The organism is Botrimarina colliarenosi, assembly GCF_007859955.1.
Taxonomy (GTDB): Bacteria; Planctomycetota; Planctomycetia; order Pirellulales; family Lacipirellulaceae; genus Botrimarina; species Botrimarina colliarenosi.
Genome location: NZ_SJPR01000003.1, coordinates 192,874 through 206,794, shown reverse-complemented (window position 1 = coordinate 206,794; position 13,921 = coordinate 192,874). Strand labels below are relative to the sequence as shown.

Annotated in this window: 12 protein-coding genes; 7 read left to right on the top strand and 5 right to left on the bottom strand. The window is 66.2% G+C overall.

Features of this window, described 5'->3' with window-relative positions; genetic code table 11:
* Positions 1–36 precede the first annotated feature (36 nt).
* The 3 genes from Pla108_RS12550 to Pla108_RS12540 form a co-directional block, all read right to left on the bottom strand.
* Positions 37–951 (bottom strand): DUF58 domain-containing protein, encoded by a 915-nt coding sequence (locus tag Pla108_RS12550; protein ID WP_146445299.1) that lies wholly within the window; start codon positions 949–951, stop codon positions 37–39.
* 140 nt (positions 952–1,091) lie between these two features.
* The gene (locus Pla108_RS12545) at positions 1,092–1,343 is read right to left on the bottom strand and encodes a hypothetical protein (RefSeq protein WP_146445298.1); all 252 of its coding nucleotides are present in this window, start codon (positions 1,341–1,343) and stop codon (positions 1,092–1,094) included.
* A 110-nt stretch (positions 1,344–1,453) separates the two neighbouring features.
* Positions 1,454–2,494: an AAA family ATPase gene (locus Pla108_RS12540; protein WP_146445297.1), complete on the bottom strand. Its 1,041-nt coding sequence runs from the start codon at positions 2,492–2,494 to the stop codon at positions 1,454–1,456.
* A 355-nt stretch (positions 2,495–2,849) separates the two neighbouring features.
* Between Pla108_RS12540 and Pla108_RS12535 the strand changes: the two genes are divergently transcribed.
* The 3 genes from Pla108_RS12535 (at position 2,850) to Pla108_RS12525 (ending at position 9,119) form a co-directional block, all read left to right on the top strand.
* Positions 2,850–5,216: a DUF4159 domain-containing protein gene (locus Pla108_RS12535; RefSeq protein WP_146445296.1), complete on the top strand. Its 2,367-nt coding sequence runs from the start codon at positions 2,850–2,852 to the stop codon at positions 5,214–5,216.
* Between the two features lie 313 nt (positions 5,217–5,529).
* Positions 5,530–8,634, top strand: coding sequence for a hypothetical protein (locus tag Pla108_RS12530; RefSeq protein ID WP_146445295.1), 3,105 nt, complete (start codon positions 5,530–5,532; stop codon positions 8,632–8,634).
* 113 nt (positions 8,635–8,747) lie between these two features.
* Entirely contained in the window at positions 8,748–9,119 is a 372-nt protein-coding gene (locus Pla108_RS12525) for a diacylglycerol kinase (RefSeq protein ID WP_146445294.1), read from the top strand.
* Between the two features lie 113 nt (positions 9,120–9,232).
* On the opposite strand, the gene Pla108_RS12520 is transcribed toward Pla108_RS12525, so the two are convergent.
* A complete protein-coding gene (locus Pla108_RS12520) occupies positions 9,233–10,390 on the bottom strand; it encodes a DNA topoisomerase IV subunit A (protein ID WP_146445293.1) in 1,158 nt (385 codons plus the stop codon).
* A gap of 187 nt (positions 10,391–10,577) precedes the next feature.
* Complete coding sequence (locus Pla108_RS12515; RefSeq protein WP_146445292.1) at positions 10,578–10,895, bottom strand: P-II family nitrogen regulator; 318 nt, start codon at positions 10,893–10,895, stop codon at positions 10,578–10,580.
* A 349-nt stretch (positions 10,896–11,244) separates the two neighbouring features.
* Between Pla108_RS12515 and Pla108_RS12510 the strand changes: the two genes are divergently transcribed.
* The 4 genes from Pla108_RS12510 to Pla108_RS12495 all read left to right on the top strand — a co-directional run bounded on the left by Pla108_RS12510 (position 11,245) and on the right by Pla108_RS12495 (position 13,913).
* Complete coding sequence (locus Pla108_RS12510; protein ID WP_146445291.1) at positions 11,245–11,508, top strand: hypothetical protein; 264 nt, start codon at positions 11,245–11,247, stop codon at positions 11,506–11,508.
* Positions 11,509–11,563: 55 nt separating this feature from the next.
* The gene (locus tag Pla108_RS12505) at positions 11,564–12,343 is read left to right on the top strand and encodes a VIT1/CCC1 transporter family protein (RefSeq protein ID WP_146445290.1); all 780 of its coding nucleotides are present in this window, start codon (positions 11,564–11,566) and stop codon (positions 12,341–12,343) included.
* Positions 12,344–12,519: 176 nt separating this feature from the next.
* The gene (locus tag Pla108_RS12500) at positions 12,520–13,347 is read left to right on the top strand and encodes a thymidylate synthase (protein WP_146445289.1); all 828 of its coding nucleotides are present in this window, start codon (positions 12,520–12,522) and stop codon (positions 13,345–13,347) included.
* 59 nt (positions 13,348–13,406) lie between these two features.
* On the top strand, positions 13,407–13,913 hold the full coding sequence (locus tag Pla108_RS12495) for a dihydrofolate reductase (protein WP_197526516.1): 507 nt from the start codon (positions 13,407–13,409) through the stop codon (positions 13,911–13,913).
* The last annotated feature ends 8 nt before the right edge of the window (positions 13,914–13,921 follow it).

The following is a 13,921-nucleotide window of genomic DNA, read 5'->3' as shown; positions in this document are numbered from 1 at the left end:
TGGAGACCCCTCCCACATCGCCTTCTTTTTCATTCGTCAGCCGCGGCGGCGGCGTTGGACGAGGTACTCCGTTAGCGCTCGATCGAACGGCATCCCCGTGTCGATCGGCACGTAGTCGACACCCGACTCGAGGCACTCGCTGCGGTACGTTTCGCGGAAGTCCGCGACGCCCGCCAGGTAGTCGGCCCGGTAGCCGTCGGCGTCGAGCTCGAGGCGCTCGCCCGTCTCGGGCTCCTCGAAGTCGGTGAGGCCGCGGAACGGAAACGTCACCTCGGCTTCGTCGAGCACATGGAATAGGATCACGTCGTGCCCGCCGTGCCGGAGCCGGCGGAGCGACTTCAGCACCGCTTCTTCGTCGGTCAGCAGGTCGCTAAAAATCATCACGAGGCTCGAGTGCCGGAGCATGGCGGCGAGCTGCGTAAGGCCGGCGGCGATGTCGGTCTCGCCCGCCGGCTTGAGCCCCGCCAACAGCGATAGCAGCGTCGCCAGCTGGGTCCGCTTGCTCTTGGGGGGGAGCGAGTGCTTGATCTTCTGGTCGAACGCCACCATGCCGACCGGGTCCTGCTGGCCGATCATCAGGTACGCCAGCGCCGCGGCGAGGCAGATCGAGTAGTCGAATTTAGAGAGGCCGCCCGACTTGCCCCGCGGGCCGCCGTGCGAGTAGGCCATCGACCCGCTCAGGTCCATCGCCAGGTAGCCGGTGATGTTGGTCTCGGCCTCGAACTTCTTGACGTAGTAGCGGTCGGTCTTGGCGTAGGCGAGCCAGTCGATGTCCTTGGGGTCGTCGCCATGCGTGTACTTGCGGTGCTCCGAGAACTCGACCGAGTAGCCATGGAACGGGCTGGCGTGGAGGCCCTGTAGGAAGCCTTTGACGATGAACTGCGCGCGCAGGTCGAGCCGCTTGATCTGGCGGATGACTTCGGGCTTGAGATAGCTCTCGGCAGTCGCCATAGCGGGGTGGGTTTACCGCGGAGTTCGCGGGGGACGCGGAGAAGCGGTTGTGAGCCGCGTCGTCCTCGACCTCGGCCGAAGAAGGGGACGCGGATGAACGCGGATTAAGCGGATGTTCGCGGATCGAAATCGTAGGCTTGTTAGTCCAAAGCGTCTGCCAACGGAGTGCCGTCTTCGAACGGATCGAGCTTGATGCGAGCCTCGTCCATCAACAAAGCAACCGCGTTGAATGGAAGCGATTCGACAAATAATGAGAGCTGCACTGTTTTCTCCCGATCACATCTGAAAACTTCGGCAACGACATGATCGTGGGCATCGATCATCTCAACCCCCAAGCCATCCCGCTGAATGTCCGAAGCAGTCTGAAAGCGCAGAAGTTTGAACTCTGACATCCGCATTCATCCCTTCAATCCGCGTGCATCCGCGTCCCCTTCTTCACCGCGGTCGAGGACGACGCGGCTCACAACTGCTTCTCCGCGTCCTCTGCGAACTCCGCGGTTAATCAACTGCTGAACTTCGGAATCTCCGGCTGCGGCACGCTCTCCAGCAGCCGTGCGATGATGTCCTCGGTCGTCATCCCCTCGGCCTGCGCTTGGAAGTTCGCCGCGACGCGGTGACGCAGCACCGGTAGCGCGATCTTCTGCACGTCTTCGATCGCCACGCTGAAGCGGCCGTCCATCGCGGCGATCGCTTTGCCCCCCTGGATGAGGAACTGCCCGGCGCGGGGGCCGGCGCCCCAGTCGACGAGCTCCCTGACAAAGTCGGGCGCCGATTCGTCTTTGGGGCGTGTCGCCCGCACGAGGGCGGCGGCGTACTTGATGACGTACTCGCTGACCGCCACCGAGCCGACCAGTTTCTGGACGTTGAGGATCGCCTTGGTGCTGAGGACCTTGCTGACCTCGGGCTTCTCGCCGCGGGTGGTGGCGGCGAGGATCTTTTCTTCCTCGTCCTTGCTCGGGTAGTCGACCTTGATGTTGAACATGAAACGGTCGAGCTGCGCCTCGGGGAGCGGGTAGGTCCCCTCCTGCTCGATCGGGTTCTGCGTGGCGATCGTGAAGAACGGGTTCGGCAGCTCGTAGGTCGTCTGGCCGACGGTCACCTCACGCTCCTGCATCGCCTGTAGCAGCGCGGCCTGCGTCTTGGGCGGCGTGCGGTTGATCTCGTCGGCGAGCAGCACGTTGGTGAAGATCGGCCCCTCGACGAACCTGAAAGAACGCCGGCCGTGATCGTCTTCTTCCAACACGTTGGTGCCGGTGATGTCCGACGGCATCAGGTCGGGCGTGAACTGGATCCGCTTGAAGCCGAGGTCGAGGATCCGCGCGAGGGTCGAGACCATCAGCGTCTTCGCCAGCCCCGGCACGCCCTCCAGCAGGCAGTGGCCGCGGGTGAAGATCGCGGCGAAGACTTGCTCGATCACCTCGTCCTGGCCGACGATGACCTTCTGCAGCTCTTGCTGCATGACCCAGCGGTGCTGGGCGAATTCCTGGAGTACATCCCCCAGATTGCGTGTCTTGCCAGCGGCGGTCGGTTCAACGGTGCTCATGGCGTGATTCTACGCTGTTCGATCGGCTGACGTTAGGAAGGGAGAGGGGGGATGATTGAGGAGAGGGGGAATCGCAAGCGGGCGGCGGTGTTCCTTCTTGCTTCCAACCGCGATGACACCGAGAGTCGATTGGATTGCTTTTGGAGTTCTGAAGGCAGCCGCAAAGCGGCTGGCGATTATCGACGGCAGACCCCTCGAGATGCTCAACGGCGTCGTTGCGGCTTAGACTACAAAGCGGTCAATCGTCCGCTTGCGATCCCCCTCTCCCCAATCATCCCCCTCTCTCCCTTCCTGACATCACCACCCAGAAAGGTAGGATGCCCTGCTCCCTTTCTCGACTCAGCGGAGCGCCGGAATGCCACGCGGCCTGATCTTTGCGGTTGTAGCGATTGCGCTGGCGTGCGGCTTTGCCTCGCCCGCCGCTGCGCAACGGCGTGGGGCGGCCGAGCCGCTCGACCCGGCGCGCGTGCTCGCTTCGATCGACCGGGCGGTCGGCTACCTGAAACGGCAGCAGAACGGCCGTGGCGGCTGGGACGACGGGACGGCCAATCCGGGCGGCGTCTCGTCGCTAGCGACGCTCGCCCTTTTGGAGGCGGGCATCGAGCCCGACGACACCACGGTCGCGGCCGGCCTAGAGTACGTGCGGCAGTTCCCGCCGAAGGACACTTATGTCGTCGCGCTGCAGACGATGGCGCTCGCCGCCGCGACGCCGCGACGCGACCGGATGCAGATCGAGAAGAACGCCCGCTGGCTGGAGAAGTCGCAGAGCAAGGAGGGGGACTACGCCGGCGGCTGGTCGTACGGCGAGGCGGACGGCCGCGCCGACCCGAGCAACTCGCAATTCGCCCTGATGGGCCTCTACGCCGCGCAAGAGGCGGGCGTCAAAGTCGATCCCGAGGCGTGGCGCCGGGCGGGCGTCTACTGGCGGAAGCGTCAGAACAAGGACGGCTCTTGGCACTACACCAGCAGCGACGCGGCGAGCGGCAGCATGACGTGCGCCGGCGTCGGCGCCCTGGTCATCATCAGCCTCGCGTCGGGCGACGCCGACGCCTTGATCGATCCGTCGGGCCAGGTTCTCTGCTGCCAATCCCAAGAAAGCGACCCCGCCGTCGAGCGCGGTCTCGCTTGGCTTGGCCGTAACTTTTCGGTCCGCGGCAATCCGGTCGGGCGCCGGGTGACGGACAGCGCTCATTACTATTACCTATACGCGCTGGAGCGTGTCGGCCGACTCACCTCGCAACGCTTCATCGATCAGCACGACTGGTACCGCGAAGGAACCGAGCACCTGGTCAATGCGCAAGACCAACTCACCGACTCTTGGATCCATAATCCCCTGGAACTCAGCGACACGGTTTCGACGTCGTTCGCGCTGCTGTTCCTCGCCAAGGGGCGGCGGCCCGTGGTGATGGCCAAGGCGAAGGCGCCCGACGGGGAAGACGCCCGCGCGTGGGCTTCGCACCGCCGCGACGCCACGCACCTGGTCGCCGCCGCCGAGGAGGCGTGGGACCTGCCCATGACCTGGCAAGCGGTCGACGCCGCCAAGGCGACGGTCCCCGACCTGGCGCTGTCGCCGGTCCTCTACGCCAGTGGCGACGCGGCGACGCAGGGCCTGACGACGCAAGGCAAGAAGCTCCGCGATTACATCGACAAGGGCGGCTTCCTCCTCGTCGAGTCGCCGTGCGATGGCGGGCAGAGCGCTCCCCGGGAGGCGATCGAACGGCTCGTCGCGGCCGTCTTCCCCGAGCCCGAGTACCGGCTCCGCCAGGTCGAGGCGTCGCACCCGCTGTGGCGGATGGAGCGGCTGGTGCGGCCCGATTCGCCATATGTCGGCAGCCTGTGGGGCGTCGAGTACGGCTGCCGGACGTGCCTGGTGTTCTGCGACCGCGACCTGTCGTGTTACTGGGAACTCGACGCGCCGACCCGCGCCGACGACGCCCCGGCGGCGGTAAAGCGACGGATCGAGGACGCCCGGACGATCGGTCTCAACGTGCTGGCGTACGCAACGAACCGCGAGCCGCGCGGCAAGGAACAGCAGTTCGTCGAGGAGGCGTCGCGGCTCGAGTTCGAGGCGGGCGGGCAGCGCGGCCTGATCGAGGTCGCCAAACTCCGCCACGCCGGCGGCTGCAACGACGCCCCGGGAGCGCTGGCGAATCTGCTCCGCGCCGCGGGCGAGAGCGACGCCAAGCTGTCGGTGGCGCCCACGCCGGTGGAGCTGGCCGCCGACGACCCCGCCCTGCCGCTGCGGCACTTCGCCTTCACCCACGGGCGCCGCGACTTCCGCCTGTCGGCCGCCGAGCGGACGGCGCTCGGCGAGTACCTGACCAACGGCGGCACGCTGCTAGCGGACGCGATTTGCGCGAGCCCCGAGTTCGCCAAGGCGTTCCGGCGTGAGGTGGCGGCCGCCCTCCCCGGCGCCCGCTTTGAAAGCATCCCGCCCGACGACCCGCTGCTGACCCCCGTCTTCGGCGGGTTCGACATCCGCTTGGTCGACATCCGCGACCCGCAGCCGACCGCCGACGACCAGCCGCTAGCAGCGCGGACCCGCCGCCGGGCGCCGCGGCTCGAAGGGGTCCAGATCGACGGCCGCTGGGCGGTGGTCTTCAGCCCATACGACCTGAGCTGCGCCCTGGAGCAGCACGAAGCGGTGCAGTGCCGGGGCTATTCGAAGGAAGACGCGGCGAGGATCGGGCTCAATGTGCTGCTGTACTCGATCAACCAGTAGGTTCCGCTGTGCAAGTCGTAGGGTCCGCTGTGCGGACCGTAGCTAGCGGCAGGCAGTGCGTTAGTAAGATCGCAACCCAAGCGAATGGTCCGCACAGCGGACCCTACTTAGCTATCTCCTTTTCGCCGCGAGGTTTGCGATCGGCGCCAGCACTGCGCGTTTGGGTTGACCCCCGGGGGGGCGACTCCTACGATCCGCCCGATTTCAGCCGCCCCCGGTCCGCGCGTCGCGCGGCGCCGGTCGGCCGACGCTCTAGGCAAGGACGCCTTCCATCTTCCCGCAGCGCGCCGCCACGCCGACGCTCCGCCGCGCCGTGCGCCCCCTTGGGGTGCTGGTGCTGTGGCTCCTCGTGCGCCTCGCGCCGGGGCAGGTGGAACTGCAACGCCCCGACCTGGCCGACCCGATCACCGTGACCGCCAGCGAAGCGGCCAAGTGGACCCAAGGCGCCTACCAGATGTGGCGGCTCAAGGGGGGCGTCTCGTTCACCCAGGGGAAGAACTCCTGGCGCGCCGCCGAGGCGATCGTGTGGGTCGATGAGCCGACGTCGTTCGACGAGCCGACTAAGCTGCTCGTCTACCTCGAAGCGGGCGGCGGAGAGCCGGTGTGGCTCGACCTGTACGACAAGACGCCCGACGAGACCGCCACGCCGATCGCCCGCCAGCAGTCGCCCGACTGGTTCGGCCGGCTCCGTTCGGTCGGCGGCGTCGAGTGGCGGACCCCGACGCCCACGGCCGAGCCGGTCGAGAAGCCGGCGATCTACGCCCGCGCCCAGACCCGCTTCAGCGCCGAGTGGGACCCGCTCGCCGGCGAGGTCCCCGCCAACCGCCAACCGATCCGCGACGAGGGGGTCGAACCGGTGCAGTACTTGGGCGACCCCTTCATGACCACGGCGCCGGCGCCGCAACGGTCCGACGCGGGGCAACCGAGCGTCCGCAGCATCCAGCTCTTCCCGCGCTATGGCGCCGGCCTGCAGGCCGACCTGCTGACCTCCCCCGCCGGCGAGTCGGTCGGCGTCCTCAGCGGCGGCGCGACACTCGTCATCTCTGGCGTCGATGTCCCGGGCATGCCGCTGGCCGCCGGTTCGGTCGATCGCGTCGACCTCAGCGCCGACCGCGTCGTGGTCTGGACGTCGGGCGTCAGCGGGCTCAGCGGCGGACGGCTCGACCAATCGGGCGACACGCCGATCGAGATCTACCTGGAAGGCAACATCGAGTTCCGCCAGGGCGAGCGCACCATCTACGCCAATCGGATGTTCTATGACGCCCGCCGCAAGACGGGCATCCTGCTCGACGCCGAGTTGCTGACGCCGCTGCCCGATGTCGAGGGCTACCAGTACCGCGGCCTTGTACGGCTTAAAGCCCAAGCGATCCGCCAGCTGGAGGACTCGCGCTACGTCGCCGAAGACGCGTTGTTCACGACCAGCCGGCTCGAGGTCCCCACCTACAGCCTCAAGTCGGACCGGATCACGTTCGATGACTTCGCGCGACCGGTCATCGACCCGGTCACGGGGCAACAGGCCGCCAACCCCTTCACCGGCGAGCCGATCACCAACCGCGAGCAGAACGCCCGCGCCGAAGGCAACCGCGTCGAGTTCGGCGGCGTGCCGCTGATCCGCTGGCCGACGCTCGAGACCGACCTGCAAGAGCCGCGTTACTACATCGACGACTTCCGGATCCGTAACGACTCGGTGTTTGGCTTCCAGGTCCTCACCGACTTGGATATCTACCAGTTGCTCGGCTCGAAGGCGCCAGCCGGGACCGACTGGACCGTGGGGATCGACTACCTAAGCGACCGCGGCCTGGGACTCGGGACCAATTACCGCTACGACACCGACCACTTCTTCGGCGCCGAGGGGCCCGCGACGGGCCGGGTCGATATCTGGGGGATCCGCGACGACGGCAAGGACAACCTCGGCTTCGGACGCCGCGACATCGTCCCCGAGGAGTCGTTCCGTGGCCGGGCGTTCTGGGACCACCGCCAGCGGGTGCGCGGCGGCGTCTTCAACGACTGGGTCGTCCAGGGCCAGATCGGTTGGATCAGCGACCGCACGTTCCTTGAGCAGTACTACGAGCAGGAGTGGGACGAGGGCGCCGACCAATTGACCGGCCTCCGCCTGCGTCGAACGATCGACAACCAATCGCTCACGATCGAAGCGAACGGCCAGCTCAACGAGTTCTTCACCGAGACGCAGTGGCTGCCACGCCTCGACCACTGGCTGATGGGCCAGGAGCTCGGCGGGCAGAACCTCACTTGGTTCGCCCACTCGCAAGCGGCCTACGCCAACGTCAATGTGGCGACCACGCCGACCAACCCAACGCTAGCGGCGCAGTTCTTCCAGTTCCCGTGGGAGGCGTCGGTCGAGGGCGAGCGCCTCGTCACGCGGCAAGAGATCGACCTGCCGATCGACCTGGAGGATTACGGCCTGCCGGCGAAGGTCGTGCCGTACTTCATGGGCGAGGTCGCGCACTGGGGCGATTCGCTCGCCGGCGGCGATCTGCAGCGGACTTACCTGCAGACCGGCGTCCGCGCCAGCGCCCCGTTCTGGGCGATCAACCCGAACGTCCGCGACCCGCTGTTCAACCTCGACGGCCTCGCGCACAAGGTCGTGTTCGACGGCGAGGTGTCGTACGCCGACGCGTCGCGCGACTTGAATGAGTTCGCGTTGTTCGACGAGATCGAAGACAACTCGCTCGAAGAGATCCGTCGCCGGACCTTCTTTCCGACCATCCCCGCGACGCAGGACCCGCGGTTCTACTTGGTGCGGAGCGGCATGCAGGGATGGGTCGCCGCCCCCACCGTCGAGGTGGTCGACGACCTTTCGGTCGCCCGCCTCGGCATGCGGCACCGCCTGCAGACCAAGCGGGGCGCCCCCGGCCAGCAACGCGTCGTCGATTGGCTGACATTCGACACCAACGCCAGCCTCTTCCCCGACACCGACCAGAACTTCGGCGAGACCGTCGGCCTGGTGGACTACGACTTGGCGTGGCACCTCGGCGACCGCTTCACGTTCTTGTCGGACGGCTTCGTCGACCTCTTCAACGACGGCCTGCAGACGTGGTCGACCGGCGTCGCCCTCAACCGCCCGGCGCGGGGCAACGCTTACATCGGCTATCGCTCGATCCGCGGGCCGTTTAACTCGGACCTCTTATCGTTGCGACTCAACTACCGGCTGGGGCCGAAGTGGGTCGGCTCGGCCGCGACCGTCATCGACTTCGGCGAGGCGGGCAACATCGGCCAGACGTTCGCCCTGTCGCGGATTGGCGAGTCGCTGCTGTTCACGATGGGACTTAACGTCGACGAGTCGAAAAACAACGTCGGCTTCAGCTTCCTGGTCGAGCCGCGGTTCCTCCCGCGTACGAGCCTCACCCGCCGCACCGGCATCGACATCCCGCCCGCGGGCGCTTACGGATTGGAATAGGGATGAGGCTTGAGACCTGAGTGGTGAGGGTTGGTGCGCTGAGCTAAAACGGATTGAAGCGCAACCCTCAAGACTCAGGTCTCAAGCCTCACAGCGGCACGCCGCTCGGTTCCATGGCAGAATTAGAAAAAGCCTTCGTCCCCACGACCTGGTTCGGCAAGTTCGGCTGCGCCTTCCGCGGCGTGTGGGTCGGCATCGGCGCCTACGGGGCGGCGAGCTTCGCGGTGCACATCCCGGTGATGGCGGGCGTCCTCGCCGTCGCCTGTTGGCTTGGGGTCTCGTGGGACGAGTGGTACATCCTTTTGGTCTGCATCACCGTGGTGCTGGCCGCGGAGATGTTCAACTCGTCGATCGAAGCGCTCGCCAAGGCGGTCACGAAAGAATACGACCCCCACATCCGCGACGCCCTGGACATCGCCAGCGGGGCGGTTTTCACCGCGGTGCTTGGCGCGGCGACGGTCGGCCTGCTGGTGTTGTTCTTCTGAACCCTAACCAAAAACGAGCCGCGACCGCCAGGGAGTGACCGAACGGCATGGTCAACAGCTCCGATCGACTCCCTGACGGTCGCGGCTCGTTGGGAGTGCGCTCGTAGGGAGCGCTAGTCGAGCCAGTCCTGCGCCTCGAGCCGCTCCGGCACGTACGTCTCCGTGACGTAGCTGATGTCCTTGGAGATCAAGGATTCGACTTCGAGCTTGAAGTCGTTCTTGAGCATCCGCTGGATCTCCGCCTGCCAGGGGCGTTTCTTCTCGAACCACGGGTACTTCGCCACCTGCTTAGCGCGTTTGCGGTCGGTGTCGGAGAGGGCGATCTTCACGTCGTCCGACAGCGTGCAGCGGTCGAAGTCGATGCTCCGCAGCCCCAGGTACTTCGCCTCGGGGATCGCCATCCGCTGCGACTCGTACGCCAGGTTGATCGAGCCCTGCTTGATGACGCTGTAGATGTAGTACCCCCACGGGTCGTTATCGAGCACGCAGTAGATCGGCAGCTTCAGCTCGTGGTGCAACCGGTACAGCATCCGCCGCACGCCGCGCGGCGGCTGGCCGCTGCCGTGGGTGAGGATGCAGTTGTGCTGCTCCCAGAAGCGGTCCTCGTTGAAACGCTGCCAGACGGTTCCTTTTTCGACGTGGAGGATGAACTGGGCGTCGCACTTCTTCGGGTCGAGCTCGATGATGTCGGGCTCGACGATCGACGGGATCGCGTAGCCACCCGAGCCCATCCGCCGGCAGTCGATCGTGTCGCCCCGGTCGGTGAGCGTGATCGCGCCGACCATGGCGCCGCGGTTCTCGGCGTAGAGATGCAATTCTTCGCGGATGCTGGCGAGCAGCACCTCGACGTCTTCGATGATGGTGTCGCACTCGTTCTGGTCGTCGAAGGTGTTCTCCTTCGAGCCCTCGATCGTGTGCTTCAGCATGTAGTAGAGTCCCCGGAGGCTGGTGCTCTTCCCCTCGTCGAGGAGCCGCTTACAGCCGCTGGCGACCAGCATGGTCCGCATGTAGGCCTTGGCCTGCGACAGGTCGAACAGCTGCCGCCGGTTCTTGCCGTTACCCATCTCCAGGATCCCCTTGCGGGGCGAGAACTTGACGTTCGAGAGCGTCCGGCTGGGGATGTCGAGGAACGGGTCTCGCTTTTTCTCCGCCGCGCTGACGACTCCGTCGGCGAGCCCCACCAGGGCCGACATGGTCTTCTTGTCACGCTCGGTGAGGACGACCCGCTTCTTCTGGGCGGGCTTGGTCGTAGCGGGCTTCTTCTTCGCCATGTCGGTGTCAATCGGGAGCGGGCTCTAGCGGACGAATCCCCGATTGTCGCCTCCCCCGCCGGCCCCTGCGAGGGGGTCAAGAGTTTCGAACCACAAAGGAACGAAGGAACTAAGAAAGCCGTAGGACAATATCCAAATCGAATTTGCCTTCGTTCCTTCGTTCCTTCGTTCCTTTGTGGTTAACTGCTCAGATTGAAACGACCCGCTCGTAGGGTTGGGCCGGCATGACGAAGATCTTGCCGTCGCCCATCCGCCCCGTGCGGGCGATCTCCACCAGACGCTCGAGGACTTCCTCGGCGCGGGCGTCTTCGACCATCATCGACAGCTCGACCTTCGGCAAGAACGCCATGGCGCCGTCGTCACCGGCGTACTGGTCGAGGTAGCTTTTCTGCTTGCCCATCCCCTTCACCTCGTGCACCCACAGCGCCTCGAGCGGCGCGCGGCGTAGCCCCTCGAGCACCCGCTCGGCCAGGTAGGGTTTGACGATGGCGACGATTTGCTTCATGAGAGCCGAATTGTGCGAGGCCGAGCGACTTGGAATCAGGAGCCGAGCCCTCACGATCGTAGCGTGCGTGGCCGATGGACTCCAACGGACCGTCACCCGTTTGTGGTCGGAACTAGCTACCGGGAGACCGCAATCCGTCGGCTCCGACTCAAGCCCACGCAAACGCCGATCCAATCCCCCTCCCTTTAAGGGAGGGTTTAGGGGAGGGTGAAAACGTCTCGCCTCGGCAAACCGTCTCTACCAGGAACACCCCGGTGAACCCCTGGCTAAACCCGCCTCGCTTGCCCATCGCCTGCCCGTAGCGGTACGCTCAATCCTCCCCCTCCAGGACTCCCCCCGAGCCCCACGCATGGCCCAGCAGCACTCCAAGCACGTTCAGAGCAAGATCAAGAACTTCTACGACAACCGCGAGGCCTCGGGCCTCCAGCGGCTGCAGGAGCTTGTCACCGACCTCTACCTGGCCGAAGGCAAGAAGCGGGCGACCACCTGGGGCTACATCGAGAAGGCCCTCGAGAAGGTCGGCGTCAAACCGGACCGCATCGCCCACCTCAAGGCGAAGGACGACCCCCAACTCTTGGCGAAGTTGGTCGAAGAGTTGATCGCGAAAGAGTAGAAATGGCGTTCGGCTCTCAGCGATCAGCTGTCGGCTTTCCGGAGGGGGCGTGGCCATGAGCGGTGAAGCAACGACGCCGGATCGCGGCGAGCTGCAGGCGCACATCGACGAACACCGTCCCTCCGCCATCCGCGAACGGCTCGAGCTGGGCATCCGCCACAGCTACCTCAAGGACTTCGTCTACGGCGCGATTGACGGGGCCGTGACGACGTTTGCCGTCGTGTCGGGCGTCGCCGGCGCCGGGCTTTCGCCGGGGATCATCATCATCCTCGGCGCCGCGAACTTGGTCGGCGACGGCTTCAGCATGGCGGCGAGCAACTTCCTCGGCACCCGCGCCGAGCAGCAGCTCCGCGACCGGGCCCGCCGCGAGGAAGAGAGCCACATCGCCCGCTACGAGAAAGGCGAGCGCGAAGAGGTCCGCCAGATCTTCGCCGCCAAGGGATTCGAGGGTCCCGACCTGGAGAACGCGGTCCGCGTCATCACCAGCGATCGCGACCGGTGGGTCGACACGATGCTGCAAGAAGAACTCGGCCTGCCGCTCTCGAGCCCTTCGGCTTGGCGGGCGGCGTGGACCACCTTCGTGGCGTTCGTGCTGGTCGGGCTGGTGCCACTGTTGCCCTTTCTGATGCAGTACGCCGCTACCGAGGCCATGGCCCAGCCCTTCCTAGCCAGCACCGTGCTGACCGCGGTCGCGTTCTTCGCGGTCGGCGCCGCCAAGGCGCGCTTCGTCGATCACCACTGGGCGGTCAGTGGGGCCGAGATGCTCGGCGTCGGCGGCGCCGCTGCGGGGCTGGCCTACCTGGCCGGCGTGCTCTTGAAGGGCGTCGTGGGCTGAGCCACCTGGTAAGCTGTGGGAGGGGTCTCCCGACCCCGATTGCGGTCTCCTAGCCGAATACGGGCTGGTGCGCGTCATCGGGGTCGGGAGACCCCTCTCACAAGCCATCTTCGAAAGACCTCCGCTCAGCCCTCCGCCCCTCGTCCCCAAGCCCTCGAAAACGTTAGTCTACGGACATGCACCAGTACCTCGATCTCGTCCGCCGCGTCTACGAGCACGGCGCCCCCAAGGGGGACCGCACCGGCACCGGCACCCGGAGCGTCTTCGGCCACCAGATGCGGTTCGACCTCGCTCAGGGGTTTCCGCTGGTCACGACGAAGAAGGTGCACATCAAGTCAGTCATCCATGAGCTGCTGTGGTTCCTACGCGGCGATACGAACGTCGCCTACCTGCGTGAGAACGGCGTCACGATCTGGGACGAGTGGGCCGACGAAGACGGCGACCTGGGCCCCGTCTACGGCAAGCAGTGGCGGTCCTGGCATGTCGCTCCCGAAGACGACGAGCCGACCGAAGAAGACGACGGGCCCCGGACCATCGACCAACTCGCCGAGGTGATCGACGAGATCAAGGGCGACCCCGACAGCCGGCGGCTGATCGTCAGCGCCTGGAACGTGGCCGACCTGCCCGACATGGCGCTGCCGCCGTGCCACCTGCTGTTCCAGTTCTACGTCGCCCGCGGCAAGCTGAGCTGCCAGCTCTACCAGCGTTCGGCGGACGTCTTCCTCGGCGTGCCGTTCAACATCGCCAGCTACGCCCTGCTGACGATGATGATCGCCCAAGTGACCGGCCTCGAGCCGGGCGAATTCATCCACACGCTCGGTGACGCGCACCTCTACGACAACCACCTCGAGCAGGCCCAAACCCAGCTGTCCCGCGACCCGCGGCCGCTGCCGCAGATGCGGATCGACCCGTCGGTGACCTCGATCGACGATTTCCGCTACGAGCACTTCACGCTTGAGGGATACGACCCCCACCCGCATATCAAAGCCCCGGTGGCGGTTTAGAAGTGGGCAGTGGGCAGCAGGCAGACCGCAGTCAGCGAGCCGCGCCGTCCCGGCGCCGGTTGACCCTGGTCGTGGCCGCCGCCGAGAACCACGTCATCGGCAACAAGGGAGAACTGCCTTGGCGTCTCCCCGCCGACCTCGCGCACTTCAAGCGGCTGACGATGGGCGCCCCGCTCATCATGGGCCGCAAGACGTACGACTCGATCGGTCGACCCTTGCCGGGCCGCGTCTCGATCGTGCTGACGCGCGACACCGCCTGGCGGGCGATCCACGATGAGGTGCTGGTCGCCGAGTCGTTCGATCAGGCGATCGCGTTCGCCGACCAAGCCGAGACCGAAAACACGGACGACGTGTTCGTCATCGGCGGCGGCGAGATCTACCGCCTAGCGTTGCTCCAGGCCGACCGCGTCCAACTGACACGCGTCCACGCAACCGTCGAAGGGGACGCCACGTTCCCCGCCCTCGACCCCAGCGAATGGCGCCTCGTCTCGTCCGAGGACCATCCCGCGGACCAGCGCAACGAGCACGCCTGCACGTTCGAGGTCTGGGAAAGAAAAATCCCCTGACAAAAGGG

Coding starts and splice junctions, on each gene's coding strand:
- Pla108_RS12550 (WP_146445299.1), bottom strand. CDS start 951: ATGGCGACTGCCGAGAGCTATCTCAAGCCCGAAGTCATCCGCCAGATC.
- Pla108_RS12545 (WP_146445298.1), bottom strand. CDS start 1,343: ATGTCAGAGTTCAAACTTCTGCGCTTTCAGACTGCTTCGGACATTCAG.
- Pla108_RS12540 (WP_146445297.1), bottom strand. CDS start 2,494: ATGAGCACCGTTGAACCGACCGCCGCTGGCAAGACACGCAATCTGGGG.
- Pla108_RS12535 (WP_146445296.1), top strand. CDS start 2,850: ATGCCACGCGGCCTGATCTTTGCGGTTGTAGCGATTGCGCTGGCGTGC.
- Pla108_RS12525 (WP_146445294.1), top strand. CDS start 8,748: ATGGCAGAATTAGAAAAAGCCTTCGTCCCCACGACCTGGTTCGGCAAG.
- Pla108_RS12520 (WP_146445293.1), bottom strand. CDS start 10,390: ATGGCGAAGAAGAAGCCCGCTACGACCAAGCCCGCCCAGAAGAAGCGG.
- Pla108_RS12515 (WP_146445292.1), bottom strand. CDS start 10,895: ATGAAGCAAATCGTCGCCATCGTCAAACCCTACCTGGCCGAGCGGGTG.
- Pla108_RS12510 (WP_146445291.1), top strand. CDS start 11,245: ATGGCCCAGCAGCACTCCAAGCACGTTCAGAGCAAGATCAAGAACTTC.
- Pla108_RS12505 (WP_146445290.1), top strand. CDS start 11,564: ATGAGCGGTGAAGCAACGACGCCGGATCGCGGCGAGCTGCAGGCGCAC.
- Pla108_RS12500 (WP_146445289.1), top strand. CDS start 12,520: ATGCACCAGTACCTCGATCTCGTCCGCCGCGTCTACGAGCACGGCGCC.